Origin of the sequence: Paenibacillus kribbensis (assembly GCF_001705305.1) — a bacterium.
GTDB classification, from domain to species: Bacteria; Bacillota; Bacilli; order Paenibacillales; family Paenibacillaceae; genus Paenibacillus; species Paenibacillus kribbensis_B.
In genome coordinates this window covers 149,519-174,823 of sequence record NZ_MCBP01000009.1, presented here as the reverse complement: position 1 = coordinate 174,823, position 25,305 = coordinate 149,519, and the positions used below count along the sequence as shown (strand labels likewise).

Annotated in this window: 20 protein-coding genes; 1 reads left to right on the top strand and 19 read right to left on the bottom strand. The window is 48.2% G+C overall.

The window, feature by feature from the left end; all coding sequences use genetic code 11:
• Positions 1-105: 105 nt before the first annotated feature.
• The 18 genes from cyoD to def form a co-directional block, all read right to left on the bottom strand.
• Complete coding sequence (cyoD, locus tag BAZ21_RS17165) at positions 106-441, bottom strand: cytochrome o ubiquinol oxidase subunit IV (RefSeq protein ID WP_007432174.1); 336 nt, start codon at positions 439-441, stop codon at positions 106-108.
• A complete protein-coding gene (gene cyoC, locus BAZ21_RS17160) occupies positions 442-1,050 on the bottom strand; it encodes a cytochrome o ubiquinol oxidase subunit III (RefSeq protein ID WP_007432175.1) in 609 nt (202 codons plus the stop codon).
• Complete coding sequence (locus BAZ21_RS17155) at positions 1,050-3,026, bottom strand: cbb3-type cytochrome c oxidase subunit I (RefSeq protein ID WP_068503310.1); 1,977 nt, start codon at positions 3,024-3,026, stop codon at positions 1,050-1,052. Before BAZ21_RS17155 ends, cyoC begins: the two co-directional genes overlap by 1 nt.
• A gap of 25 nt (positions 3,027-3,051) precedes the next feature.
• The gene (gene cyoA, locus BAZ21_RS17150) at positions 3,052-4,035 is read right to left on the bottom strand and encodes a ubiquinol oxidase subunit II (RefSeq protein WP_068503307.1); all 984 of its coding nucleotides are present in this window, start codon (positions 4,033-4,035) and stop codon (positions 3,052-3,054) included.
• Positions 4,036-4,375: 340 nt separating this feature from the next.
• On the bottom strand, positions 4,376-4,624 hold the full coding sequence (locus BAZ21_RS17145; RefSeq protein WP_068503305.1) for a hypothetical protein: 249 nt from the start codon (positions 4,622-4,624) through the stop codon (positions 4,376-4,378).
• 212 nt (positions 4,625-4,836) lie between these two features.
• Positions 4,837-6,183, bottom strand: coding sequence for a GH1 family beta-glucosidase (locus BAZ21_RS17140; RefSeq protein WP_068503303.1), 1,347 nt, complete (start codon positions 6,181-6,183; stop codon positions 4,837-4,839).
• On the bottom strand, positions 6,180-8,660 hold the full coding sequence (locus tag BAZ21_RS17135) for a glycoside hydrolase family 95 protein (protein ID WP_068503300.1): 2,481 nt from the start codon (positions 8,658-8,660) through the stop codon (positions 6,180-6,182). Before BAZ21_RS17135 ends, BAZ21_RS17140 begins: the two co-directional genes overlap by 4 nt.
• A gap of 104 nt (positions 8,661-8,764) precedes the next feature.
• The gene (locus BAZ21_RS17130; RefSeq protein WP_068503297.1) at positions 8,765-10,459 is read right to left on the bottom strand and encodes an ABC transporter substrate-binding protein; all 1,695 of its coding nucleotides are present in this window, start codon (positions 10,457-10,459) and stop codon (positions 8,765-8,767) included.
• Positions 10,460-10,574: 115 nt separating this feature from the next.
• The gene (locus BAZ21_RS17125) at positions 10,575-11,477 is read right to left on the bottom strand and encodes a carbohydrate ABC transporter permease (RefSeq protein ID WP_068503294.1); all 903 of its coding nucleotides are present in this window, start codon (positions 11,475-11,477) and stop codon (positions 10,575-10,577) included.
• Between the two features lie 15 nt (positions 11,478-11,492).
• Positions 11,493-12,506 carry an ABC transporter permease gene (locus BAZ21_RS17120; RefSeq protein WP_068503291.1) on the bottom strand — a complete coding sequence of 338 codons (1,014 nt, stop codon included), beginning with the start codon at positions 12,504-12,506 and terminating at the stop codon, positions 11,493-11,495.
• A gap of 432 nt (positions 12,507-12,938) precedes the next feature.
• Positions 12,939-13,394: an ATP-binding cassette domain-containing protein gene (locus BAZ21_RS17115; RefSeq protein WP_256021548.1), complete on the bottom strand. Its 456-nt coding sequence runs from the start codon at positions 13,392-13,394 to the stop codon at positions 12,939-12,941.
• Between the two features lie 117 nt (positions 13,395-13,511).
• A complete protein-coding gene (gene cydC, locus BAZ21_RS17110; protein WP_068503286.1) occupies positions 13,512-15,320 on the bottom strand; it encodes a thiol reductant ABC exporter subunit CydC in 1,809 nt (602 codons plus the stop codon).
• On the bottom strand, positions 15,301-17,106 hold the full coding sequence (cydD, locus tag BAZ21_RS17105; RefSeq protein WP_068503284.1) for a thiol reductant ABC exporter subunit CydD: 1,806 nt from the start codon (positions 17,104-17,106) through the stop codon (positions 15,301-15,303). Before cydD ends, cydC begins: the two co-directional genes overlap by 20 nt.
• Entirely contained in the window at positions 17,106-18,119 is a 1,014-nt protein-coding gene (cydB, locus tag BAZ21_RS17100) for a cytochrome d ubiquinol oxidase subunit II (protein ID WP_068503281.1), read from the bottom strand. The genes cydD and cydB overlap by 1 nt, the downstream gene beginning before the upstream one ends.
• Positions 18,106-19,512 (bottom strand): cytochrome ubiquinol oxidase subunit I, encoded by a 1,407-nt coding sequence (locus tag BAZ21_RS17095; protein ID WP_068503278.1) that lies wholly within the window; start codon positions 19,510-19,512, stop codon positions 18,106-18,108. The genes cydB and BAZ21_RS17095 overlap by 14 nt, the downstream gene beginning before the upstream one ends.
• A gap of 371 nt (positions 19,513-19,883) precedes the next feature.
• Positions 19,884-21,524: a response regulator transcription factor gene (locus BAZ21_RS17090; RefSeq protein ID WP_068503275.1), complete on the bottom strand. Its 1,641-nt coding sequence runs from the start codon at positions 21,522-21,524 to the stop codon at positions 19,884-19,886.
• A gap of 1 nt (position 21,525) precedes the next feature.
• The gene (locus tag BAZ21_RS17085; RefSeq protein ID WP_068503272.1) at positions 21,526-23,307 is read right to left on the bottom strand and encodes a cache domain-containing sensor histidine kinase; all 1,782 of its coding nucleotides are present in this window, start codon (positions 23,305-23,307) and stop codon (positions 21,526-21,528) included.
• 163 nt (positions 23,308-23,470) lie between these two features.
• Positions 23,471-24,052, bottom strand: a complete 582-nt coding sequence (def, locus tag BAZ21_RS17080; protein WP_068503269.1) for a peptide deformylase — start codon at positions 24,050-24,052, stop codon at positions 23,471-23,473.
• A 473-nt stretch (positions 24,053-24,525) separates the two neighbouring features.
• Here def and BAZ21_RS17075 point away from each other — a divergent pair, with 473 nt between their 5' ends.
• The gene (locus BAZ21_RS17075; RefSeq protein ID WP_068503267.1) at positions 24,526-25,092 is read left to right on the top strand and encodes a hypothetical protein; all 567 of its coding nucleotides are present in this window, start codon (positions 24,526-24,528) and stop codon (positions 25,090-25,092) included.
• Here BAZ21_RS17075 and BAZ21_RS28590 read toward each other — a convergent pair.
• A complete protein-coding gene (locus BAZ21_RS28590; RefSeq protein ID WP_141694991.1) occupies positions 25,072-25,290 on the bottom strand; it encodes a hypothetical protein in 219 nt (72 codons plus the stop codon). The genes BAZ21_RS17075 and BAZ21_RS28590 overlap by 21 nt on opposite strands.
• Positions 25,291-25,305 lie beyond the last annotated feature (15 nt).

Here is a 25,305-nt window from a genome sequence, read left to right as displayed (position 1 = left end):
TAGAGTTCAATAAGCCACAGTTATATTTCCGATATATTCTACACAAAAAAAAGGAATCGGCTTAAAGCCGATCCCTCTTTCATACAGTGTTGCTCGCACTATTTATTAGTGTGCTACCATGTTGTATTCCATAATCCATACGGAACCACCAACAATGGTCAACAGGATAACTACCCCGAAGATCAAAGTCATGACATTCCAGCGTGGTCCATTGCTCTCACGGATGTGCATGAAGAAGAAAAGCTGAACCAGGAATTGCAGCACTGCCGTGGCCAAAATAACGACCATGGTTGAAGTGCGGCTCAACATATGATTCATAACCACACCGAGAGGAATGATGGTCAGTACGATGGACAGAATAAACCCGATAACATAGGATTTCACTGAACCGTGAGAATCATCATGACCATGAGAACCTGCTCCTGATTGATGCTGTGCCACCTACATCACCCCCATCAAATAGACAACTGACAGCAAGAAGATCCAGACAGCGTCCAAAAAGTGCCAGTACAAGCTCAATGCTGAGACTTTACCCTTCGTTTCAGGAGTAAGCCCACGCTTTTTCACCTGGAACATGAGTCCGATCATCCACACCAGACCCAAGGAAACGTGAAGTCCGTGCGTACCGACCAGTGTGAAGAATGCCGACAGGAACGCACTGGTTCCAAAATTGGCTCCTTCGTGTACCATTTCAACAAACTCGTAAACTTCAAAACCGATGAAACCAAGACCCAGGATCGCCGTCACGATTAACCAACTGATTAATCCCTTCAGGCTTCCTTTGTTCATGGCCAACACGGCCAGGCCACTTGTAAAGCTGCTTGTAAGCAAGAGGAACGTTTCAATAATAACCCCTGTCATGTTAAACAGCTCTGCGCCCCCCGGCCCTCCGGCCGTATTGTTCCGAAGGACAACGAAGGTTGCAAACAAGGTACTGAACAGGATTACGTCCGTTACAAGGAAGATCCAAAAACCAAGCATCTTCAATTCTTGCGGATCGTGATGCCCGTGGTCATGATCATGGCTGTGATGTGCTGCAGCTTGTGCCATTATACAGACCCCCTTATTGCGGCTTCCGTGCGTTTTACTTCATCTGCAGGAATGTAGTAGTCGGCATCATAGGAGAAGAACGAGCGGCAAATCATACAAATTGCCACACCGATCAGCCCTGGAATATAGAAGAACGACCAACCGAATACGAACCCAAAGCCTGCGATGAAAAAGAACACTGACATAATGAACGGAATCGCCGAATTTTTCGGCATATGAATTGCTTCAATTGGCGGTTGCTTTCTGAAAATACCTTTTGCACGTTTGTCTTTTTCTGCCCACCAGTCGTCACGTTCTTCTACTTGCGGGATGGTAGCAAAATTGTACTCCGGTGCAGGTGAAGGAATCGACCATTCGAGCGTATGACCACCCCAAGGGTCGCCTGTTGTATCCTTCAGCTTGCGGAAATTTTTGATACCCAGCAGAATTTGGAGAACCTGGAACAAGAAACCAATCCCCATCAGGAATGCTCCAATGGTTGAAACAAGGTTAAGCGGCTGCCAGCCAGTATCCCAGCCGTAAGTGCTCAGACGACGTGTCATCCCCATCAGACCGAGAGAATATTGCGGAATGAAACATACATAGAAACCGATGTTCCAGAACCAGAAAGCCCATTTACCAGGCGTTTCAGGCAGAGTGAAGCCGAACATTTTAGGCCACCAATAGTACAGACCTGCCAGATAACCGAACACTACACCGCCAATCAAAGCGGAGTGAAAGTGAGCGATCAGGAAGTAACTGTTATGGAACTGGAAGTCTGCAGGCGCTACAGACAACATGACGCCCGTCAAACCTGCAATCAGGAAGTTCGGAATAAAAGCAATAGACCACATCATCGGAGTTTTAAATGTGATTTTGCCCCGATACATCGTGAACAGCCAGTTAAACACCTTAACCCCTGTCGGGATTGCGATAACCATCGTCGAAATCGCAAAGAATGCATTAACATCTGCGCCTGATCCCATCGTGAAGAAGTGATGCGCCCAGGTGAAGAAGGACAGGATCGCAATAATGAACATGGCGTAAACCATGGATTTGTAGCCAAACAATTTCTTTTTGGAGAATACGCTGATGACCTCGGAATAAATACCGAAAGCAGGCAATACTACAATGTATACCTCAGGGTGACCCCACATCCAAATCAGGTTGATATACATCATCGGGTTGCCGCCAAAGTCAAGGGTAAAGAAGTGTCCTCCTCCGAAGCGGTCAAGGAATAGCAAAGCCAAAGTAACCGTCAGAATCGGGAATGCGAAAATGATAATAACACATGATGAAAATACGGACCACGTAAAGACAGGCAATTTCATCCAAGTCATACCAGGTGCGCGCATTTTAATAATGGTAACAATAAAGTTGATCCCTGTAGCCAATGAACCTATACCAGAAATCTGAATACCCCAGATATAGAAGTTCTGACCGACACCAGGACTAAATTGCAATTCTGAAAGCGGCGGGTAACTCAACCAGCCTGCATCTGGCGAACCGCCAATAACGAAGGACAGGTTGAACAACATCGCTCCCATAAAGAAAAGCCAGAAGCTCAGTGCGTTCAGGAAAGGGAACGCTACGTCGCGCGCACCAATTTGAAGTGGTACCGCGATATTAAACAAACCAAACATCAAAGGCATCGCCATAAACAAGATCATGATCGTGCCATGTGTTGTAAAGATCTGATTGTAATGCTCAGGATGCAGCAGTGTAACATCCGGTGAAGCAAGTTGAATACGCATCAATAATGCATCCACGCCTCCGCGGAATAGCATCAGGATGGACGCGAGGATATACATGATACCGACTTTTTTATGGTCAACGGTAGTCAACCAGTTTTTCCAAAGCCAGCCCCATTTTTTGAAATAAGTGAGCACAAACACGATCCCGATCGTCGCAAGAGCGATGGAAACGTCCGCTCCATAAATCATCGGATCTCCAGTGACGAAGAAAGTGGATGCAAACTCTTTTATTTTGTCAAGCATTGGGAGCCTCCTTCCCTATAATCATTTAATTGTGTCCGCTCATATTCATATGACTCATGTCCATTGCACCTTTATCTTCTGTGCCGGACTTGGAAGAACCTTCAGTGGATGCTCCTCCGCCATGTCCTGCATGCGGGTTGGAAGCACCGTCTATTACGTACTTGGTTACGATATCCTGGAACAATCCGTCGGGAATCGAAGAATACTCATCAGGCTGGGACAAACCTGGTTTTGCAAGCGCCAAATAGCCGTCCTTTGTCAGCGGTTTGGACTGCTTCTTGATGTCAGCGACCCAGTTTTTATACTCTTCATCCGACTGGACTTCTACATCAAATCGCATTTGTCCAAAATGCTCACCGCTAAAGTTTGCACCCGAGCCAAAGTAAGTTCCTTCGTGATCGGCCTGCAAATGCAGTTTCATAGCCATGCCTGACATGGTGTAGATTTGACCGCCCAATTGCGGAATCCAGAACGAGTTCATCGGGGCATCGGCAGTCAGTTCAAAACGGACTGGAACACCTTTAGGAATGTGAACCTGGTTAACTGTAGCTATACCTTCCTCCGGGTACATAAAGAGCCATTTCCAGTCCAGTGAAGTCACTTGAATGGTTACTGGCTTTTGTGTACTTGCCATTGGCTTGGAAGGCTCCAGCAAATAGGTATATCTCGCAGTGATAACCGCAAGGATGCAGATAACGATGATCGGAACAGCCCACCATACGGTCTCCAGCTTTTTGCTGTCATCCCAGTGTGGTTGGTATTTCGCCTTGTTATCCGGTGCGTCGCGATAACGCCAGATGATGAAAAAAGTCAAAATCATGACCGGTACAATTAAAAGTGCTGCCATAGCCGTCGAAAGAATGATCAGCTCTTTTTGTGCTTGCCCAATGGGTCCTTTCGGATCGAAAACAACGTATTTTCCGCCAGCATAAAAACACGTCCAAATGAGCAATGCTACCGTGAGCACGGTCAAAACCAACGCAATAATCGCTTTTGGTTTTTTGTTCATGTTGTTCCCCTCTCCTTGGAAATAGTAAATTACTCAAAACTAACGAACTCCTGTAATGTTGCCCCTATATAAGATAGCAGAAAAGCGGTCACTTTTTTTATTGTTAACAAAATTGTCGATTATTTGTCCGTTTTTTGTGAAAAATCTCTCTTAAAATAAAATTCCTCTTGCAAATCCGAAATCTTTTATTACTAAAAAAATGACATAAAAAACGATATTTATATATCGCAAAGAAGCTATATTAAAGCAAAAAGTGGGCCTCCGTACAGTTATCATGCTACACTGCTCGAAGACCCACGATGTTGTTTTCATTGGATATGCTCTTTCATTTTTATTTATGTTAACTGCGGCCGTTTTCCTGGTCTTCCTTCTTACGGGCAATGACAAATGATTTCCCAATGAGAAAAATAAAAATTCCGGCAACGACGCAGCCAATACCTACCATTAAATATATATTACGATCACTTAAATTCCCTAGATCATACAAAATAAGGATAATACCTGCAATGCAGGCGATCCCCGCGATAACAGATACCGTACGGCTCATTTGGTTGTCAGTTGATCCTGATTTCCTAAAGTTTGCAGCCATACCCTCCACTCCCTCTGGTTTAAAATGTTTTCAAACGCCCTCGTCAGGTATTTTTGTCAGTATGCACATATCTTGCTTTTTTATTCCCTTTGGTCTATACATACTTGGAACAACCTGTAACATATCTTGGCTATTATTACCCCGAAGGACCTGCTATTCAAACAAAAGGGAGTGAAACGGACCCAGCTCCGCTATTGCAAAACAGCTCTTTTTTAGCGTCTGGTCTCCAGCCAATTATTATTGACCACATTTTGATACCAGTAATAGCTTTCCTTGGGGGTACGGACCTGTGTGCGGAAATCGACATGAATCATGCCAAATCTCATATTGTACCCTTCTGCCCATTCAAAATTGTCCATCAGTGACCATGCCATATAGCCTTTGACATGAAGCCCGTCATGAATAGCCCGGTGTACCTGCACCAAATGCTGACGCATATACGAAATACGACGGTCATCCTGAACCTTGCCGTTCACGATGTCATCGTTGATACATGCCCCATTCTCTGTAATGTAAATGTCAATGTTGCCGTATTTTTGCAAATAATGCAGTACCTCATACAGCCCCCGTGATTCCACCGGCCAGCCGATATCCGTGACTGGCAGTCCCATATTGATCTCTTCGGATTGAAGGAACCCGGCTTCAGGATTAAAGCGATTCACCGACATACTGTAGTAATTGATGCCGATCAGATCAATCGGTTCACCAATGATGTCCATATCCCCGTCCTGAATCGGTACGCTGGCTCCCTGCTCCGCAAACCAGTCTACCAGAAACTGTGGATATGAACCTTGATAGATAGGCTGGAGAAACCAGTCACTGTGCAGGGAAATCGTGCGCGCACAAGCGGCTTTGTCTTCCTCGGAAGTGCTGTAGGGTACAGCCCATGAGACATTTGGCGCGATGCCGATCTGGCCACTGGTGCCCAGTTCGCGGAAACGACGTACAGAAAGGCCATGTGCAACCAGCAGATGATGTCCCACATCGATGGCTGTCTGGAGATTCGTCAGACCAGGGGCGTGAACGCCCAGCAGATTGGATAAAAAAGCGATGCACCACGGTTCATTAAATGTGAGCCAATGGTGTATTTTTCCGTGAAACTCACGGAACATCGTTTCGGCAAACTGGACAAATGCCTGAATTGTGCGGCGATTTTCCCAGCCTCCCGCATCCTGAAGCACCTGTGGCAGATCCCAGTGATACAGTGTGCAAAACGGTTCAATCCCGTTTTCGTTCAACAAATCGACAACGCGATGATAATAGTCCAAGCCTTCTTGATTGACTTCACCGTCACCATTCGGGAAAATACGCGGCCATGACACCGAAAAACGATATGTACGAATGCCCAGCTCCTTCATCAGCCGGATATCCTCCTCATAGCGATGGTAGCTATCACAAGCTACATTTCCGTTATCTCCGTTGAACACCTTACCAGGCGTATGGGCAAAGGTATCCCAAATGGACAGGCTTCTTCCCCCCTCCTGATAAGCCCCCTCGATTTGATAGGCTGCCGTTGCCGTTCCCCACATAAAGTCCTGCGGAAATTGAAAAATGGTCATATTCGATCTTCCTCTCCATGAATAATAATCGTATGTCCGTCCGTTATTTCCTGTTCTTTGGTAAAAATCCATGACAATACGAATCCACCGTGCTCTGGATCAGGTTGAGCTAGCCGGGTATCTGTGCTAAAGGGCTGTGCACTGCGAATGACGCAGCTTCCTGTCGAGACAGATGCAATAAGTTCCGCACGGACGAGCCGGGAACCGGACCATTCCATGCTGACCGTCACCCCGCCACGTCCCCGCAATCCGTTGACCCGTCCCTGCGACCATGCCGCAGGCAGGGCAGGCAGTAAAGTTAATTCACCCGGACGGCTTTGCAGCAGCATTTCCGCGATCCCCGCCGTCGCGCCGAAATTACCGTCAATCTGAAAAGGCGGGTGAGCGTCGAATAAATTGGGATAGGTCGAACGCGACAGTAATGTGCGTACATACCGATGAGCCGCCTCGCCATCCTCCAGCCTGGCGTACAGGTTAATCAGCCAGGCACAGCTCCACCCGGTATGGCCTCCACCATGATCCAGACGCCTGTGCAGTGATATGCGGGCCGCCTCTGCCAGCTCCGGGGTATCGCGGATATGGATTTGTCGGCCGGGGTACAATCCATACAGATGCGAAACATGTCGATGTCCCGGCTCCGCTTCCTCAAAATCGACAAACCACTCCTGCACCTGCCCGTGACGACCCAATTGATAAGGCAGTAGCCGTTGCTGTGTCTCTTCACAGCGGTTGCGGAACTCTTCGTCTAATTCCAGCAGGTCCGCTGCCTGAATGCAGTTGCCGAGCAGTTCCCGGATCAGTGTCATATCCATAGTAGAGCCCATGGATATACTGCACTCTTCGCCGGACGGTGTAATGAATTTGTTTTCGGGTGATGTGGAAGGAGAGGTCACGAGCCAGCCATCCGGGCCTTCTATGAGCCAATCCATACAAAAGGAAGCCGCACCCTTCATCAGCGGATATGTTTGTTCCGCCAAATAGGCTGTATCCTGGGTGAACAGATAACGATCCCACAGATGGGCGGTCAGCCATACACCCCCTAGCGGCCAAAACGCCCAACTGGCATGGCCTCCTGAAGGTCCGGTGTATCTCCACAGGTCTACATTGTGATGGGCTGCCCACCCTTGAGCGCCGTAATTGACGGAAGCCACTCTGTGTCCCGTGCGACTGATTTCTCCAATCATGTGCAGCAAGGGCTCATGGCACTCGGCAAGATTGCATATTTCAGCCGGCCAGTAATTCATCTGTGTATTTATATTGGTTGTATAATTACTGTTCCACGGCGGCTGCACACGATCATTCCAGATGCCCTGGAGATTAGCGGGCTGACTGCCCGGACGTGAACTGCCCATGAGCAGGTAGCGCCCATACTGAAATAACAGCACCTCCAATCCAGGGTCCGCCTCCCCTTTCTGATAGCGTTCCAAACGCAGATCGGTCGGCAGGATCGGCTCTTCAGTTCGAGTGTCACCCCCAAGCTCCAATACCACGCGGTCGAACAGCGTGCGATGATCCTGCTCATGCCGTTGCCGCACCTGCTCACTCCCCAGCGCTATCGCTTTATCCAAAGTGGTTTGACAGGCTTCTGCCGAATCCGCCGGATCACTATTGGGCATCGTGTTGAATCCCCGAAATCCGGTCGCTGCCGCCAAATATATCGTGAGTTGGTCGGCGCCCGAAACGATCAATGTTCCGTCAGCCCCCGTCGCCAGGGTTCCCCCCTCGGGAACAATCCTTACCTGAACTGCAAAAGCCGTCCCCAGGTCACTCTCGTATACAACCGACTGCGGATGGTCACCATGGTAATTGGATTCCACATGACTGGGCGCTCGTCCAGTCAGCGTAATACAGTTCCTTGCCGCTTCATCGGATGGCCCCTCAGCCTCATCGCTATCCCACTGGAATAAATCAGCAAAATGTTCATCCTCGCCTGCCTCGTCTTCACAAGGATGCGGTGATGTTATGCGCACAGATGCATTAATCTTCCCAGCCCTATCCGCAGTCAGCGATACCATGATGATTCCATCTGGCGCACTGGCAATCATCTCACGCGTATAACGGATGCCATCGCTCTGAAAAGCAACTGCTGCTGTTCCGGTCGGTAAATCCAGTTCCCGTTCATAATGCGTGATTTCCCCAAAGCCATCCTGCGTAATCCACAAATCTCCCAAAGGCTGATACGCCTCCGTATTGCAACCCAGCATGTGCGTATTGATCAGATGTTCAGCATCCTTGTATTTTCCAGCTGCAATCAGCTCCCTGACGGGCTTCAAGTATCGCAAAGCATCATACTGAACGCCATCTCTGGGAAATCCGGACCAGAGCGTGTCCTCGTTTAATTGCAAACGCTCCTCCCTGATCCCGCCAAACACCATAGCGCCGAGTCTCCCATTCCCGACGGGCAATGCTTCCTCCCATACCTCAGCAGGTTGGCGATACCATAACTGCAGGGACTGCGGCTTTTCACCTTTTGTCACGTCAAACCCTCCCCACCTGAGCTTAAACAGAGCGCCAATCCCGTATTGCCCCTAGGACAAGCGCTCTGTCATCCGGCATTTCAAAGTTTGGTTAAATGGATTCGTTATTTAGAGGCCTTCCCGCTCCATAACTCCACTCTGTCCTTCACCAATTGCGTGTACTGCTGTTCCATTTGTACAGCGCCGGCCGCATCCAGCTCTTTAATCATGTTGTCGTACACGGTGTCAAAATTGGAGGCTGGTGCCAAAATAGCCTCCGGTATACGCTTGCGGATAATATCCGTCGTTTTTTTGAACGTAACGTTATAATTGGATTCATTGTCCGTCGTCAGATTATAGGCTGCGCCCCATGGCTTCACTTCAAATTCCTTTTCGCCCGGGAAGAGCTCCTTCCACGTTTTTACGCCATACGCCTTGAGCGACTCCTTTTCCGGCTCTGAATAGGCTGCGATAATTTGTTCCGGGAATTTGGTGGTGTAATAGTTCCCCGTAGGGTCCTTCACACCATCGCCGTAGTGCCCGCTGATCAACGTGTACAGGTCCATTCCGCTTGTTTTATTGAAGCTGGTGGCGTTATTCGTTTTTTGCTCCAGTATATTTGCCGGAATGACGCGTTTACCGTCCTTGACCTCATAATGCTTACCTTCGATCCCCCAGTTCACCAGCACCTGTCCTTCATCGGAAGCCAGATAATCAAGGAACTTGATGGCCCGCACCGGGTCCTTGCAGCTCTCTGTGATGCCTACACCATAACCGGACATGAAGCCTGCATCCTGAAAGGAATGATCCTTATATTCCTCAGAAAGTGTAACTGGAAAATGCGCATAGCTGGCATCGGCCTTGCCTGACGTTTTTAACGCATTTTCAGCTTCCAGATAGCCCCATTCCTGGTCAATCAGACCGAGGACGCGACCGCTGGCAATTTTGGATTTGTATTGATCACTTTTTTGCACAAATGATTCCTTATCCAGCAGCCCTTCATTGTACATGTGGTTCAACCAGCGGAAATACTCCTTTTCCTCCGGACGCTTGTAATGAAGCTTGGCCTCAAACGTCTTGGGATCAATAAAATATTCGCCATCGTCCGACGCTCCTGTCGTCTGGAAGGCAGGATTCGTTACGGTAATCATGATTCTCCAGTCGTCCGCATCCAGCGTGAGAGGAATGGTCTTTTTGCCGTCAAGGGTCGGGTGTTTGGCTGCATAGGTTTTGAGTACGTTCTCAAAATCCTGTAATGTTTTCACCTTCGGATACCCCAGCTCCTTAAGTACCCTGTGCTGGATTTCAAATCCACCCGTCGCATCAAAGCTCTTCTGTCCCACACCTGAGTACGTAGGAATGACATAGATGGCCTGATCCTTGTTGCTGTATTTCAGCCGATCCATATAGGGACCGTACAGCTTTTTGAGATTCGGCGCGTGCTCGTTAATCAGGTCTGTCAGATCAATCATCGCTCCGGCGTCCACCAGCTTGCTGACATTTGCTTTGGCAGAAACCAGATCCGGGTACTCTCCACTCGCTGCCATCAAGGAAATGCGATCATTCCCTCCCCCGCCGCTGACATCAAATTCAGCATTCAGGGTTACACCCGTTCTTTTTGTGATTTCCTTGCCTATTTCATCCTTCATGCCGCTCCATTGCGGGCTCGGATCAGCCCCAAAAAAGCTTAACGTAATCGGATCGGTTCCGCTGGATGAGCCTTCCTTTGCTGCGTTTTGGCTCCCGCCACAGCCTGCCAGTGCAGTAAGTGATACTGCAAGCAGGGAAATGAGTGCAAATCTGGACCAGTGTTTTTTCATATTCGAAACCTCCTGTATTCTTAATGATGACCTAGTCTGCAAAATAGCTGCTACTTACCCTGGAAAATCCGGTTTTTATAATTTCACTGTTATAATCACCGTTATGTTCTCACCGTTATGATTTAACTGCCCCCAGCGTCATACCGCCTACAAAATACTTTTGCAGGAACGGATATACCAGCAGGATGGGGAGCGTAACCGTAATCGTGATTGCCATTTTGATGGATTCTGGCGAAATCTGTGCCATTTGCTTCGCCATATCATTGCTGTTGGTCATGCTGGAGCCGCCTTGCTGTGTACTTTGCAGTACCTTCATCAGCTCGTATTGTAGCGTTGTCCATTGCGAGGCTGTCCCGTTGTACAAGTACGTATCGAACCACGCGTTCCATTGATTTACCGCCAAAAACAGAGCAATTGTCGCGAGCACAGGCTTGCACAGCGGCAAAATAATTTTCCAGTATATTGTAAAATCGTTCGCCCCGTCCAGCTTGGCAGACTCCTGCAGCGCATACGGCAAACCATCCATAAAGGAACGAATGACAAATACGTTAAACGCGCTAATCAACGTCGGAAAAATATACACCCAGAACGTGCCCAGCAAATGCAAGTCACGCATCAAAATAAACACCGGCACCATCCCGCCGGAAAAATACATCGTTAACGCCAGAAACGTGGAGATGAACTTGCGGGCGCGAAAATCGACCCGACTCAGCGTAAATGCAAGCATGGATGCACAGATGAGTCCCAGCACCGTTCCGACCACTGTACGTAAAATCGATACCTGCAGACCCTGAAGAAGGCCATCGTATTGAAAAATCGTTTTGTAATTTTCGAGTGTAAACTGGCGGGGCCATATATAAATGCCGCCACGAACCGTGTCCGTCGAATTATTCAAGGAAATCGCAAGTACGTTCAGAAACGGATACAGCGTCACTACCACGATTAGAGCCATAAGGATATAGTTGAACAGATCAAACATCTTTTCAGACCGGGTCGCGTTAAAAGCCTTGTTCGTCATTTCGCCTCTCCCTCTCTACATGATGCTTTCTTTGGTCAGTTTCTTGAAGATTCCATTTGCCGTAAACAACAACAAAATGCTGACCAGCGAGTTAAAAATACCGATCGCCGTCCCGTAAGAGAAGCGGCCCAAATTAATCCCGTAATTGAGTGCATACAAATCCAGCACTTCGGAGTAATCTGTTACGAGGCTGTTGCCCAGCAGGAACTGCTTTTCAAAACCGTTGCTGACCAAATGTCCAATCGCCATAATAAACAGAACGGCAATGGTCGAGCGGATACCCGGCAGCGTAATATGCCACATCTGTCTCCAGCGGCTCGCCCCATCCACACGCGAAGCCTCATACTGCTCCTGGTCAATTCCGGTGATGGCGGCTAAATAAATAATCGTGTTCCAGCCCGTCTCTTTCCATATGTCGGAAGCGGTTACAATGTACCAGAACCAGCTCCCCTTGGCCATGAATTGAATCGGCTCATCCACAATATGAAGCGCTATCAATATATCGTTGACGACACCTCCGTCTATGGACAGCATCTTGGTGACCAATCCGGCAACAACCACCCAGGATACAAAATGCGGAAGGTAGGAAACTGTCTGTACGAAACGCTTGAACAGCATCCCCCGCAGCTCATTGAGCAAAATTGCAAAAAAGATCGGTACGACAAAGCCAAATACAATGCCCATCAGGCTCATCGCCAGCGTATTGCGTAATACCAGATAAAATCGTTCATCCTGAAAAAGCTCAATAAAGTTGTCGAGCCCCACCCATTTCTGATTCCAGAAGGATTTGGCCGGCTTATAATTTTGAAACGCCATCGTCCAGCCCCACAGCGGAAGATAACTAAAAATAAACACCCATATGACGAAAGGAATGGACATAAAATAAAGATATTTTTGCTGCTTCACACTGTCCCACAAGCCTTTTTTACCACGTGCGGGCTCCGGTCCGCGTCCCTTCCGCGGTCTGCCCCGATTGGATTCGGGAATCGCAGCACCAGTATTGGAAGCGGTTTCAGTTGAAGATTCCATAGCAAGCTCCTCCTCGTATCTAGTTACTATTATCATACTGTGCCGGATCAGAAGCCGATACCCGACGAATTAGGAGAAAAATCAGTTCAAAATTAGATATATAGGGGGGAGTTGAAAATTACGTTCGTGCCACTGCGCATGCGGATGGTGCTTCCCATCGCTGTTGCCCCCGGATTTCTTGAATAAACACACAACGGTAGAAATCCGGGGGCAGTTTATGCTTACGATGCGAGCTTTCCTACAGAAAGCTTTCAGGCGACCGCTATCGCTTGTACAACACCATTCCGCCTGCTCCATTTTCCGTATAATTTTCTTGAGAAAAATCTTTAAAAAAGAGAACAACAAAAAAGCAGCTCAAGTAGCTGCCTTTTCAAAATATCAAACTTTACTACGATACATTCCATAACTTAGCAACTCATTCCTAGGATTATTTCAATCATATTCTACAACCAATTGGCGGGTATATGGATGTCTGTCCGGAGCAAATAATTCCTCCTTTACAAACTCATCCACCAAACGGCCTTCGTGCATGACCAGTACCCGGTCACACATATATTGCACCACAGGCAAGTCGTGGGATATAAACAAATACGAAAATGCCAGCCTGCCCTGCAACTCCTTGAGCAAGCTTAGCATGTCTGACTGGATTAAGGTATCCAGACTGGATGTTGGCTCATCCATTATAATGAGTGCCGGTTCCACACTAATAGCCCTTGCCATGCAAAGTCGTTGCTTCTGTCCACCGCTGATTTCATGTGGATATCTATCCAGCAGTTCAGGCGATAAGCCCACACACCCCAGCAGCTTCCCTGCTATTTCTCTTCTGTCTGGACCACAGTCCTTCAAAAAAGCTGGAACCTTTTGTTCCAACTGATCCAAGGGCTCCATGACAGATTCCAGTAAACGGAATCTTGAAGCGAATAGAGAAGCAAAAGAAGCCGGACATATCTGCGCCGGCTCCTGATGCTAGAATTATTTTATCGAGGCTTGATCTTTCCTATGATGTCACAGATGCGGATGATCCAGATCATACAGGTTACGGTATCGGGGCTGCTCCTGCCAAAGCTGTTCATGACTGCCTCGCATGGAAATGCCGCCTTGCTCCATAAAGATCACCTCGTCCATATGCTCCATGCCTGTCAGATGATGCGTGATCCAGATCAATGTTTTGCCCTCCAGCACACGAAACATCGTCTGCATGAGCTCATGCTCTGTCAGTGGATCAAGCCCTACCGTCGGCTCATCCAGCAAAACAATCGGATGATTTTGCAGCAAAATCCGCGCCAGAGCAATACGCTGCCTTTCTCCACCCGAAAAACGAAGGCCCGTTTCCTGCATCCGGGTATTGTAGCCCTCCGGTAAAGAATCAATCAGGGCTCCAAGTCCCACCTGCTCCGTTACCGCACGAACTTCTTCCAGCGAAGCATCGGGTCGCCCCAATCGAATATTGTTCGCCACCGTCGTATCGAACAAATACGGCTGCTGGTTTAATACCGCAAACAAGCTGGAGTATGCTCCACCCGTATAGACGGGTGTACCTGCGACAGTGACGCTCCCTTCATCCGGCTGCAACGCTCCCTGAATGAGGTTCAACAGCGTGGACTTGCCCGCACCGCTGCGACCAAGCAACGCAACCTTGCCTCCCTGCGGCACACGCAAGGAAATATTGCGCACGCTCCAAGCCTGTTTTTCCGAATAGCGATAGCTCACATTGTCCAACAGCAGCTCGCCTGCGTTGCCAGATTGACGCACAGCAGCACATGCTCCCGTTGCTTCAGCTGTGACGTCTGCTGCTCGCTGCCCTTTATCCACAGCAGCTGACGTTGCAGGCACAGCAGGTGTATGCGTATTTTTCTCCGTATCCTTCAATCGTCGCAGCGAATCCTGATACTCCGGTGCATGAACCACCGCTTCTCCGGCACGAACAAAGGCATCCAGCAGCGGAAAGCCCGCCAGCGCAAAGGAGGCCAGCCATGTGGCTTCAAGGTGATTTTGTGCTACCAGCCCTCCGGCCCATACGGTCATGATCACAATTCCGTCGCCGACAACGCATTGTGCAATCCAATGGGAACGCCACTCGCCCCGTCGAAGGGAATTTTCCACCATAGCAGCCTTGTTTTGCCGCCCTGCAAAGGAAGCGAGAAAATGCTCAGTCCGCCCGCTCAGCACCAAATCACTCATACCGAACAAAGCATCGGTAAGCTCCTGGTATGCTTTGCTCCGTTCCTGCTTGAACGTTCGCCGTTTGGCGAGTGAGGTCCACAGCGATATGGCCGGGGCAATCAAAAGCAAATATGCACAATACAACGCCATCAGCAGAGCAAAAGTTCCGTCCATCCATCCAAGCGCTGAGATGCCGATCGCATAAATCAGCAGCGACGATAAGGCAGGCAGGACCAGCTTCAAATAGATATTTTGAAGCTGGTCAATATCCTCCGCCAGCAATCCTAACAAATCTCCTGTACGAAATTTGCTGCGGATCATCAGCGCCTGCGGCTCCACTGCCCGGTACAGCCGTACCCGCATACGGGACACCAGGCGCAGCGCTGCATCATGCCCTACCAAACGCTCCAGATATTGAATGACAGCTTTACTAAAACCGAATGTTCGCACAAGCACAATCGGTACGTACACCATCAATATATTTTCCGGTTTTAGAGCCGAACGGGTAATCAGATGACCGGACGTAAAGAGCAACGCGCCTGCACATCCTATCGCCAGTGCACCCAAAAGCCCGGCCGCCAGAAAGGTCCAAAAATATTGTCTCAGATAAGACACAAACCAGCCTTGGCCGCTATGGTTCGTCGCTCTCATATCGTTCGTCCCCTCCTTCCGCCGTTCCTGTCAGCAATCGGAAATATGCTCCCTTGCGTGCAACCAATTGCTTATGAGTGCCTGCTTCTTCCAGACGCCCATCATTCATCATCCAGACACAATCCATATCCGGCATCCAATGGAGCCGATGGGTGGCAAGAAAGATTCGCTTGTGCTGCAAAACGGTCAAAATCGTCTGCTTCAGCTCCCATTCCGTCTCAATATCCAGATGTGCGGTTGGCTCATCCAATAAAATGACCGGACGATTGCTCAGCAAAGCACGCGCCAATGCAATCCGCTGCGCCTGCCCTCCACTCAGCGTCCGACCCGCTTCACCAATAGGCTCGTTCAGCCCGTCCGGAAGTCCATCCACCAGCTCACGGAGTCCTACCGCGTCAATCACCCATTCCACCTGCTCGTTCGATGCCTCCGGTTCATAGAAGCGGATATTATCCGCCAAAGAAGCGCTGAACAGGTATGGATGCTGTGGAATATAGGCAATGTGCCGCTGCCATTCGGCTTTGGCATCACCGGCTAAAGGGTATCCATTCAGGCTCAGCTCGCCCGCAGTCGGGTCGGCAAAGCCGCCAAGCAGACTGAGCAGTGTTGTTTTGCCTGCACCGCTGGCTCCAACGATGCCGATCATGTTCACGTGCGGCTCGATGCTTGCAGATACATGGTCAAGCCTCGCGGAGCCGTCCTCATTGAGGAGACACACATCCAACAGCTTCAGGGTTTCCTGTCCTGTAATGGCCAGACCACTACCACTGCCGCCATTACCACCATTTTTAGCATTAACCGCGCTGCCAAGACCCGTGAAAACCTCTGCGGAATCGGTGTCTCGCTCATCTTTGGCCAGAATAGAGCGCATCGCGCCCCAAGCCTCTTTGCCATCCAGCGAGGCATGATAGTCTGATCCCAACTGACGGATCGGCATAAAATAATCCGGGGCCAAAATGAGCACCATAAGCGCTGCCTCCAGGCCCACCGATCCACTAATCAGGCGCAGACCCAAGCCTACAGCTACAAAAGCAACCGACAGCATACTAAAAAAGTCGAGAGCAAACGAGGAAAGAAATGCTACTCGCAGCGTGCGCATCGTTGCCGCCCTGTACTGGTCACTAACCTTCCCAACGGTGTCCCCATGCTCTCGACTGCGGCCCAGAAATCGTAAGGTCTGTAGCCCACGCAACGAATCCGTAAAATGATGGGATAGCAGACGGTAGGAACGCCACTGCTTGTCTGCCTGCTTCCGTGCCGCCAAGCCGAGCAATATAAAGAAGCCCACCAGGATCGGCATTGTAGTCGTCAAAATGACACCTGAAATGACATCCAATGTGAAAACATATACAAGCACCAGTAAAGTTACAGCCATCATATCCATCATACGAGGGATGGACAGCTCCAAATACGTACGAAAACGATCCACGCCATCCAGCGCCAGCGTTACCAGCTTGCCGCTGCCTTCCTTCGCAGCAAACCCCGGCCCACGCTCGAACAAACGTGCAAGCAGACGCTCCCGCAAGGAAGCGCCTGATGCTTCGGCAAAACGGCCTGCTGTCCGGCGTTGCAGCCAGATCACCGTATGCCTTGCTGCAAAAGCCGCCAAAAACAGCGCCAGTGACGGCCAAGCCATCACCAGCGGATTTTTTTCAAATAAAATCGTCACCGCCTTCGCCAAAAAGGTCGCTTGCGCAATCACAGCGGCCCCCTGGAGAAGGGAAAGGGCGGCCAGCAGCAGCATGACCGGCCGAATGCCCTTTAATTCAAACCATCCTTTATCCATTAATATTCCAAATGATCCTTTTCACTGAGACGCTTGTGGAAAACAAAGTAGCTCCAAGCCTGGTAAGCCAGCACAAAGGGTAAAAGCGTTGCTGCAACAATCGTCATGGCCTTCAGCGTGTAATGACTGGAGCTTGCATTATAAATCGTCAGATCAAATGCACTGTTGATTGAACTCACCATAAATCTCGGGAACAAGCCGACGAATAATGAAACGAAGGTCAGCAAAATGATGGCACCCGTCATTCCGAAGGCCCATCCTTCACGGCGCTGCTTCAGGAAATACCAGGCCAACACATAGGCGATAATTCCGACCGCGACCGCGGCATACATAAAGGGACCACGACGTGCGAATAAATCTGTTGCAAAATAAGTCCATACCACCATTCCGGCGAGTAAAATACCTAATACCGGCAGGAATTTGGACGCGATCACACGAGCGCGATCTCTCACCTCTCCAACCGTCCGCAAAGAAACAAACGTCAGTCCATGCATCAGGCACATCCCGACCACGGTCAGACCGATCCATACCGTATATCCGTTGAACACATCGGAGAATCCGGCTTTTAAATCCATGTTCTGCTGGATAGGCACACCTCTCACCAAAGCGGCAAAAGCCATACCGAACAGCATGGGCGGCAGGAAGCTGCCTATTAGAATGCAAGCATCCCACGTGCCTGTCCACCATTTGCCTTCTGCTTTGCCACGGAATTCAAAGGAAACTCCACGCAAGATCAAGCCAAGCAGAATGAACACAAATACCAGGTAATATCCGCTGAACATGGTCGCATAAAAGTGTGGGAAAGCGGCAAACATCGCACCTGCCGCTGTAATCAGCCATACTTCATTGGCATCCCAAAACGGACCAATCGTATTGATCATCAAGCGTTTTTGCTGGTCATTACGCGGCACCAGCCCCGTCGCCATCCCTACACCAAAATCAAAACCCTCCAGAAAGAAGAAGCCGGTAAACAGCACGGCGATCAATAAAAACCATAAATCATTTAACGACAATGGTGTCACCCCCTTGAGCAAATGGATCATGAATGACCGTATGCTGATGCGGCTCGATATCCGGACCTTTGCGCGCTGTGCGAGCAAACAGGAATGCCAGTACACCCGTTAAAACGACATACAGCGTCGTAAATGCAATCAGTGAGAACAGCACTTCTCCTGCTACAACGGTAGGTGAAACGGAATCTTTCGTTTGAAGCAAACCAAACACGGTCCATGGCTGACGCCCCATTTCGGTCATGATCCAGCCCGCAGTATTCCCAATGAATGGAAGCGATATCCCCCACAGCATCAGACGGTAGAACCAACGATGTGAGCCCTCCAATTTTTTGCGCAAACTCAGGTAAGCTCCGTACAGAGCAAGTGCAATCATGGCACATCCCGCCGCAATCATAATGCGGAAGCTCCAGAAGGTAGTACGTACTGGCGGAATATAATCACCCGGACCATAGGTTTTTTCATACTGCGCCTGAAGCTCCTTCATACCAGGCACAGAGCCGGAAAACTTGCTATACGACAGAAAGCTCAGTGCAAACGGAACTTTAATCTCAAAGGTATTTTCCTGCTTTTCAGGATCAATCCCCGCCACAACCGTCCAAGGCGCCGGGTCACCACTGTTTTCCCACAGGCCTTCACTGGCAGCCATCTTCATGGGTTGTGTTTTGACCAAATATTGAGCCTGTCCATGACCGAACAAAGGAATGGCGATGGCACTGATTAATGCAACAATAATGCTCAATTTAAAAGAAGGCTTAAAAAAGTCCATATTCTTTTTATGCATCAGCTTCCAGGCACTAATACCTGCTACGAGGAAAGCCCCGGTTGCAATGGCAGCAAATATGGTGTGAGGATACTCCCACAAAAGCTGCTCGTTCGTTAACAAAGCAGCAAAATCCTGCATTTCTGCACGTCCATTTTCAATCCCATATCCTACGGGACGCTGCATGAATGAATTGGCAGCCAGAATCCACAAAGCCGAGAGCATCGTACCGATGGAAACCAGCCACATACAAATTAAATGGACACCTTTGGACAGCCTTTCCCAACCGAATACCCATAAGCCGATAAAGGTGGATTCCAGAAAAAATGCAAGCAGTGCTTCAATCGCCAGCGGCGTACCAAATACATCGCCGACAAAACGGGAAAAGTCCGACCAGTTCATCCCGAACTGAAATTCCTGTAAAATCCCGGTTACTACGCCTACTGCAAAATTGATTAGCAGAAACGTTCCCCAAAATTGAGCCATTTTTTTGTACAAATCATTTTTTTTGATTACATACATCGTCTCCATGATCGCCACCAACAATGACAATCCAATGGAGATCGGCACGTAAACAAAGTGGAGAATCGTGGTTGTTGCAAACTGCAATCGTGCCAATTCTAATACGTCCATGATGTTATTCCTCCCCCTGTGCTTCTCTTAACAATCGCATGCTAAATTAGTTTCTAAAGCCAACAAACAAACTTTGTGATAATATTCACGTTTTTGCATATGAATTGATCATTTTTTATCATGACCCGACTTCAGAATAACAACATTATATAGAATAGATTTGAATGAAATAGAATCGAAAGTGTGAACATCGTGTCAAAGTTGTGTCGTAACGATGGCAAATTTATGAATTCAGCTCAAATTCTCTAATGAGTGTGACATTTGCGATTGATCTACTTGATTTTTTCGCACAAAAAAATCTCTCTTCGTTCGGATAACCTTCCTCCGATATCTGCAAGAGAGACTTCATAGAGTGAAACCGAGGGAAACGATTAACAGTCGTCCGTCCCTCCGTTCTTCTGAACCCGATTACGATAGGAGGAAGGCGACATCCCTGCATACTTTTTGAATTTGCTATGAAAATAATCAGCATTCGCATACCCCACACGACCTGCTACCTGATGCACCTTAATTCCCTGTGCCAGCAATTCCCGGGCTCGCTCAATCCTTACTTTATCCAGGTAGGCATTAAAAGCCTCGCCGGTATGGCTTTTGAACAGTTTGCCCAAATAACCACTGTTGTAGTTGAACATCTCTGCCAATAACTCCAGCCGCAAATTTTCATCGAAGTGACTATGTATGAAGTCCAGCATTTGCTTCATAATGATCTCCTTGCCGCCTGAGTCCGTCTGGCCTATCCATTGCAATATATGCTCAACAGAGTGATCGACCAGCTCGCCCAGTGTAGAATAGGCATATACATCGGTAATCAAGCTGGAATGCTCCTCCAACACCGCTCGGCTCTGATCCTGTCCAGCCGCATACTTATTGAGCGCCAATGTAAACGCCTGGGCAAATGCCGCCTTGATTGCAGATTCCGTGCGATACACCTGAGGAAATTGGACTTCCATTTCCTTCAATACACGCAACGCCGCTTCCCGGCTTGCCATGTCCAGCGCATAGTACAGCTTTTCTGCGTAACGCACGGGGTCTGCTGTTTTATTGGACGCCTCGTCCATTCCGGCGTTCATCGCTTCCAATTGATGCAGATCACTGGAGAGCATCACCCTTTCCACCCCAAACAGAAAGGTACGCTCTAATAACCGCAGCGCCTGTTCAAAAGAGCTGGGAATATCGGTTAATTTCGCCACCGGATCACCAGCAGCCACGTAAATCTCGGTTGCCCACGGCTTTAGCTCTTGTCGCCAGGATGCCAGCAGCGCAGCAGCCTTTTCCTCCGTTCTCACCGTGGCGGGAAGCAGCAGGCCTGTATAGATTCCCGCCTCAAACAACATGCCTCTGCCCTGCTCCCGGCACATCTCTGCCAGACGCTGTTTTGCTGCCGATTGCCGGGCTTGCCGATCCCAGTCAGGTATCCGCAGATCCAGCAGAATAATCTGATAGCTGGCCCAATCCAAAGCCGGCAGCGCCAGATGCTGCCCGTGCTGTTCGTTTGATCGTTTCCTTTTATCCAGAGGACTGCCAATTTCCCTTGTATCGCGTATAGCCCCATCCGCTTGAACCGGAAACAGCAGTGCTTCAATCCAATCACGCTCATGGTGAGAAGTACCTCCCCACTTGCCGTTTTCCTTTTCGTCCTCAATGCTTCGCCGTACCCGTTTCAGCTCTGTCGTCATCTCTTCCTCATCGACAGGTTTCAACAAATAACCATCCACTCCGAAGCCCATGGCTTGCCGGGCATAATCAAAGTCTGCATATCCGCTTAATATAAGAAAATGGAACGGCTCACTGTTCATTTCACGTATGCTCCGTATGACCTCCAGCCCACTCATGCCTGGCATACGAATATCGACAATAACCAGCTCCGGCTGGTGCTCTCCGAATTTTTCCAAAGCCTCGCGCCCGCTCCCTGCTGTATCTACAATCCGAAAGCCACAATCCCCCCAGTCAATAATGGAGGATAGTCCTTCTCGAATTGCAGGCTCATCATCCACAATCATCGCTTTATACATTCTAATCCTCCTCTCCAGGTATGGAAAAAAATACGGTTGTTCCTGCGTCCAACGCGCTTTCAATATGCAGGCCATAACGTTCACCGTACATCAACGTCAGACGCTGGTGGACATTGCGCAGACCAATACTGCTTCCTTCCGGCTCATCCGTTCCCCTGATACGGGTCAGCAGACGAGCCAGCTGCTCTTTTTCCATACCTATCCCATCATCCGCTACTTTAATGTGCAGCTCTCGCAGCTCCATTGTAATATCCACTTTCACGGTAACCGGCTCTTCCTTATTTTCGAGGCCATGAATGACTGCATTTTCCACCAGCGGCTGTATGATTAAAGGAGGGATAGATATGTCCTCAGCGTGTTTTTCCAGATTCACTTCATAGATCAAACGATTCCCGAATCGGAACTGCTGAATTTGCAAATAGGACCTCACCATATCCAGTTCCTGACGCACCGTTGTTGTACCGCTGCCAATCTCCAGATTCCGCCGCATCAGCTTGCCAAGCAAACGCACCGTCGTTGCAATCTCGGCTTCCCCATTCAGATGTGCCTTCATTCGGATGGACTCCAGCGCATTAAACAGGAAGTGCGGATTAATTTGACTGGCCATCATTTTTAGCTTGATATCCTTTTGCGCCAGTTCGAGTCTGTTATTTTGCTCACTCGCTTCGTACACCTGCGTCATGAGTTGGCGGATGCTGGTCACCATATAGTTGAAACGGCGGGATAAATCTCCGATCTCGTCCCTTCCCTCCACGCTTGACACCACATGGAAATCGCCTGAGGCTACTTTATCCAGTTCATAGCTCAACCGCTGTAGCCGTTTGGTAATAAGCCAGGAAATGATGGTAATCAAAATCAGTGCCATGATCAGTACCGCAAAAACACACAAAGCACCAATCAGGCTGACCCGGTTCGCCCCCTGCACAATATGTTCCGTCGAAAACACTGAAATAATTGTGAATCCACTCACACTTGAGGTTGGCAGCAGCTCATCCACAATAATGTTCGAGGGCTTTCCGTTTATTTTGGCTTCATATATACCCTTACCCGCCCGCTGGACATCAAAGCCCAGATGTAAACCCGCCAACGTCTGCCCCACCGACTGCGGATTAGTTGCTGCAACCACAATCCCGTTGCGATCCGCTATCAGTGTTTCAAACGGCTCCTTGCTCAGCATATGATTCAGCTCCGTCTGACTCAGCGCTATCATCAAAACTCCCTTGGTATGGTATTCGGGAAACGGAATTTGCCGCACCAGACTCAAGCGGTTAACCGGATTATCCTCCTTATCCTGAATATAAAACCAGTTAATCGCCGTCCCCTTCAAAGCCGTCTTGAACCATTCCTGACGCTCTATGCCGGAGTCCACTGGAATAAACTCCAGATTATTGACAAGCGTCGGATTGTACGAATAAAACCGGACGGTAGCAATTTCTCGATACTGCTGCACATACTCATTAAAATCCTTGTATTGATGATACGCATTCATTAGCTCAACCATGCCCGAATAACGGTGGTTCGCCATTTCCTTGAGCCTTTTATCGAACATCAGCCCATTTGAAATATCTGTTGGCACGCGCAGTAAATTCGCAGTCTGGCTCTTAATCTTTTCCACATTGTTTACCGTCTGGGCAATCGCACTGTCGAGTGCCTGCTGACGCAAATAAAAAGTAACACAGCCGCCCACCACCAGCACCGGGATCATGACAATCAGCACGTAGGAGAAGAGCAGCTTATTCCGCATACGCATATTGTTCATCAAATGCCTTACTCCACGATACATGCCATCCCTCCAATAAAATAAGCGCTTACATTTTCGTGTATATCTCACATCCAACATCACAACGTATATGATTCCAGTTTAAAGCTTCGCAACATTTATATCCATATTTTCTTGAAAATTAAAAATGTGGCGAACGAAGTCACCACACTTTACGGATCATGAACTATTTACGCACAAAAGGTTCAATATGCACTCCCTGCGGCAGCTTATGCGGATCTTCCGGGTTGATGCGGTCATAGAACATAATACCGTCCAAATGGTCCATTTCATGCTGTACCACAATCGCTGCATAACCTTTGAAGGTCAGTAGTTCCTGAGTTCCGTCCGGCAAATAGGCCTTGATGCGAATTTTTTCATAACGCGGAACATATCCGGGTATGTAACGATCCACTGACAAGCACCCTTCTCCCTGTTCCAAATAAATCATGGATGTGGAGTGGCTGACCAGCTTCGGATTAAACAACGCGTACTCTATCGTTTGGTCTCCATCCTCATAATAGATTGCGCACATTCTTTTATTCAGACCTACCTGGTTGGCGGATAGCCCTACACCCGGGCGCAGCTCATAGCGGGTGGCCAGCTCTTCATTTTGGCTATTTTTCAGATAATCCAGCATCCATTGCATCTGTTGAAGGTCCTCTTCAGACAGCGGCAGGCATACCGGATCAACCTTCGTACGCAAAATCGGTTCCCCTTCACGCACGATATCCTTGGTGAGAAGCATGTCCATCGATTGATTGCTCATTCGTCAGCCTCGATTCATTTTTAAATAATTATATGATCATGTGATGTTATGCAAAAATCGGGTAAACCCCCGGTTTTCTGCAAGTTTTATCCCATAAATTATATCTATTTATGAAATGAATTGTCAAAATAAAGCGACGTTTGGAGTAAAATTTTGTGCAATAGCGGCCGCTACGCGGGCGGATCATTCTTCCGATCGCTGTTGTCCCCAGATTTCCCGATTATAATTTTCAAAGGTAGAAATCCGGGGGCAAAGGCGAACGCTAACTATAGTTCGTATCTTTATTTCTGAAATTCTAGCCATTAAATATTCATAAGCTTAATTGTTCACCAGCTTGACTAGATAATTTCTATCACATATTTATGATAAAATACTATTTTTTTGCTTGTTGCACAAATTTTATACCCTACATCAATAATATATTACGTTATTAATTAGTAGAAATATAATTTATGATGAAAGAAGGTTATATTATGGATTTTAGCAAAAAGAAAGCAAGTCAACTGTTAATAGCTATTTTGGCTTCTGTTGTTACCCTTGTACCGATTGGTTCCAGTGCTACAGTTTTTGCGGAGACCACACCTAAAAACGAGGAAGCACTTAGCGTGGATAGAAATGGATACACACCTTATGTAGATCGGATAGAAAATATTCCGAGTATTGACGAACTGAAAGAACTAGGCTTATCAGATGATGAGATCCAAAGATTGCTGTCCATAAAACCTTCTGGAATATATCTAATTAATGGGGCTGCCTATGATCGAAACGGCAATTCGCTGGAAAAAAATAATTCTGGGGCAATTAGCACTCAGGGTAAGCTATCATGGGCGGTTAAGTTATTAAGAGCAGCGTGGGATAAATTACCAAAAGGCGTTCAAAATGCAATAGGCGGTACTGCAGGATTTTCTACCCTATTAAGCATCATAGATACCTATACAGGAGCCGTTGAGGATGCTGTGCTGGAAGGCTGTAAGGCACTAGGTATGTCGGATACGGTGGCTTGGTGGGTAACAAAAACCTTAATGGCGTTTGTTTTGTGACTTGTCAAAAATTCTTTTTAAAAAAATGAATGCTAATACAATTAAAAATACAATAACTATAGCGGTTAGTAGCATTCCTATTCCAGTCCAAAAACCGTATTGAAAAGCACTTATTATATTTTCAGGAGAAGTAACGAGATTCACCAGCGTTGCTATAGCTATGATAATCACAGTATACAACAATGATTTTTTTAACATTTTCAGAATCACCCT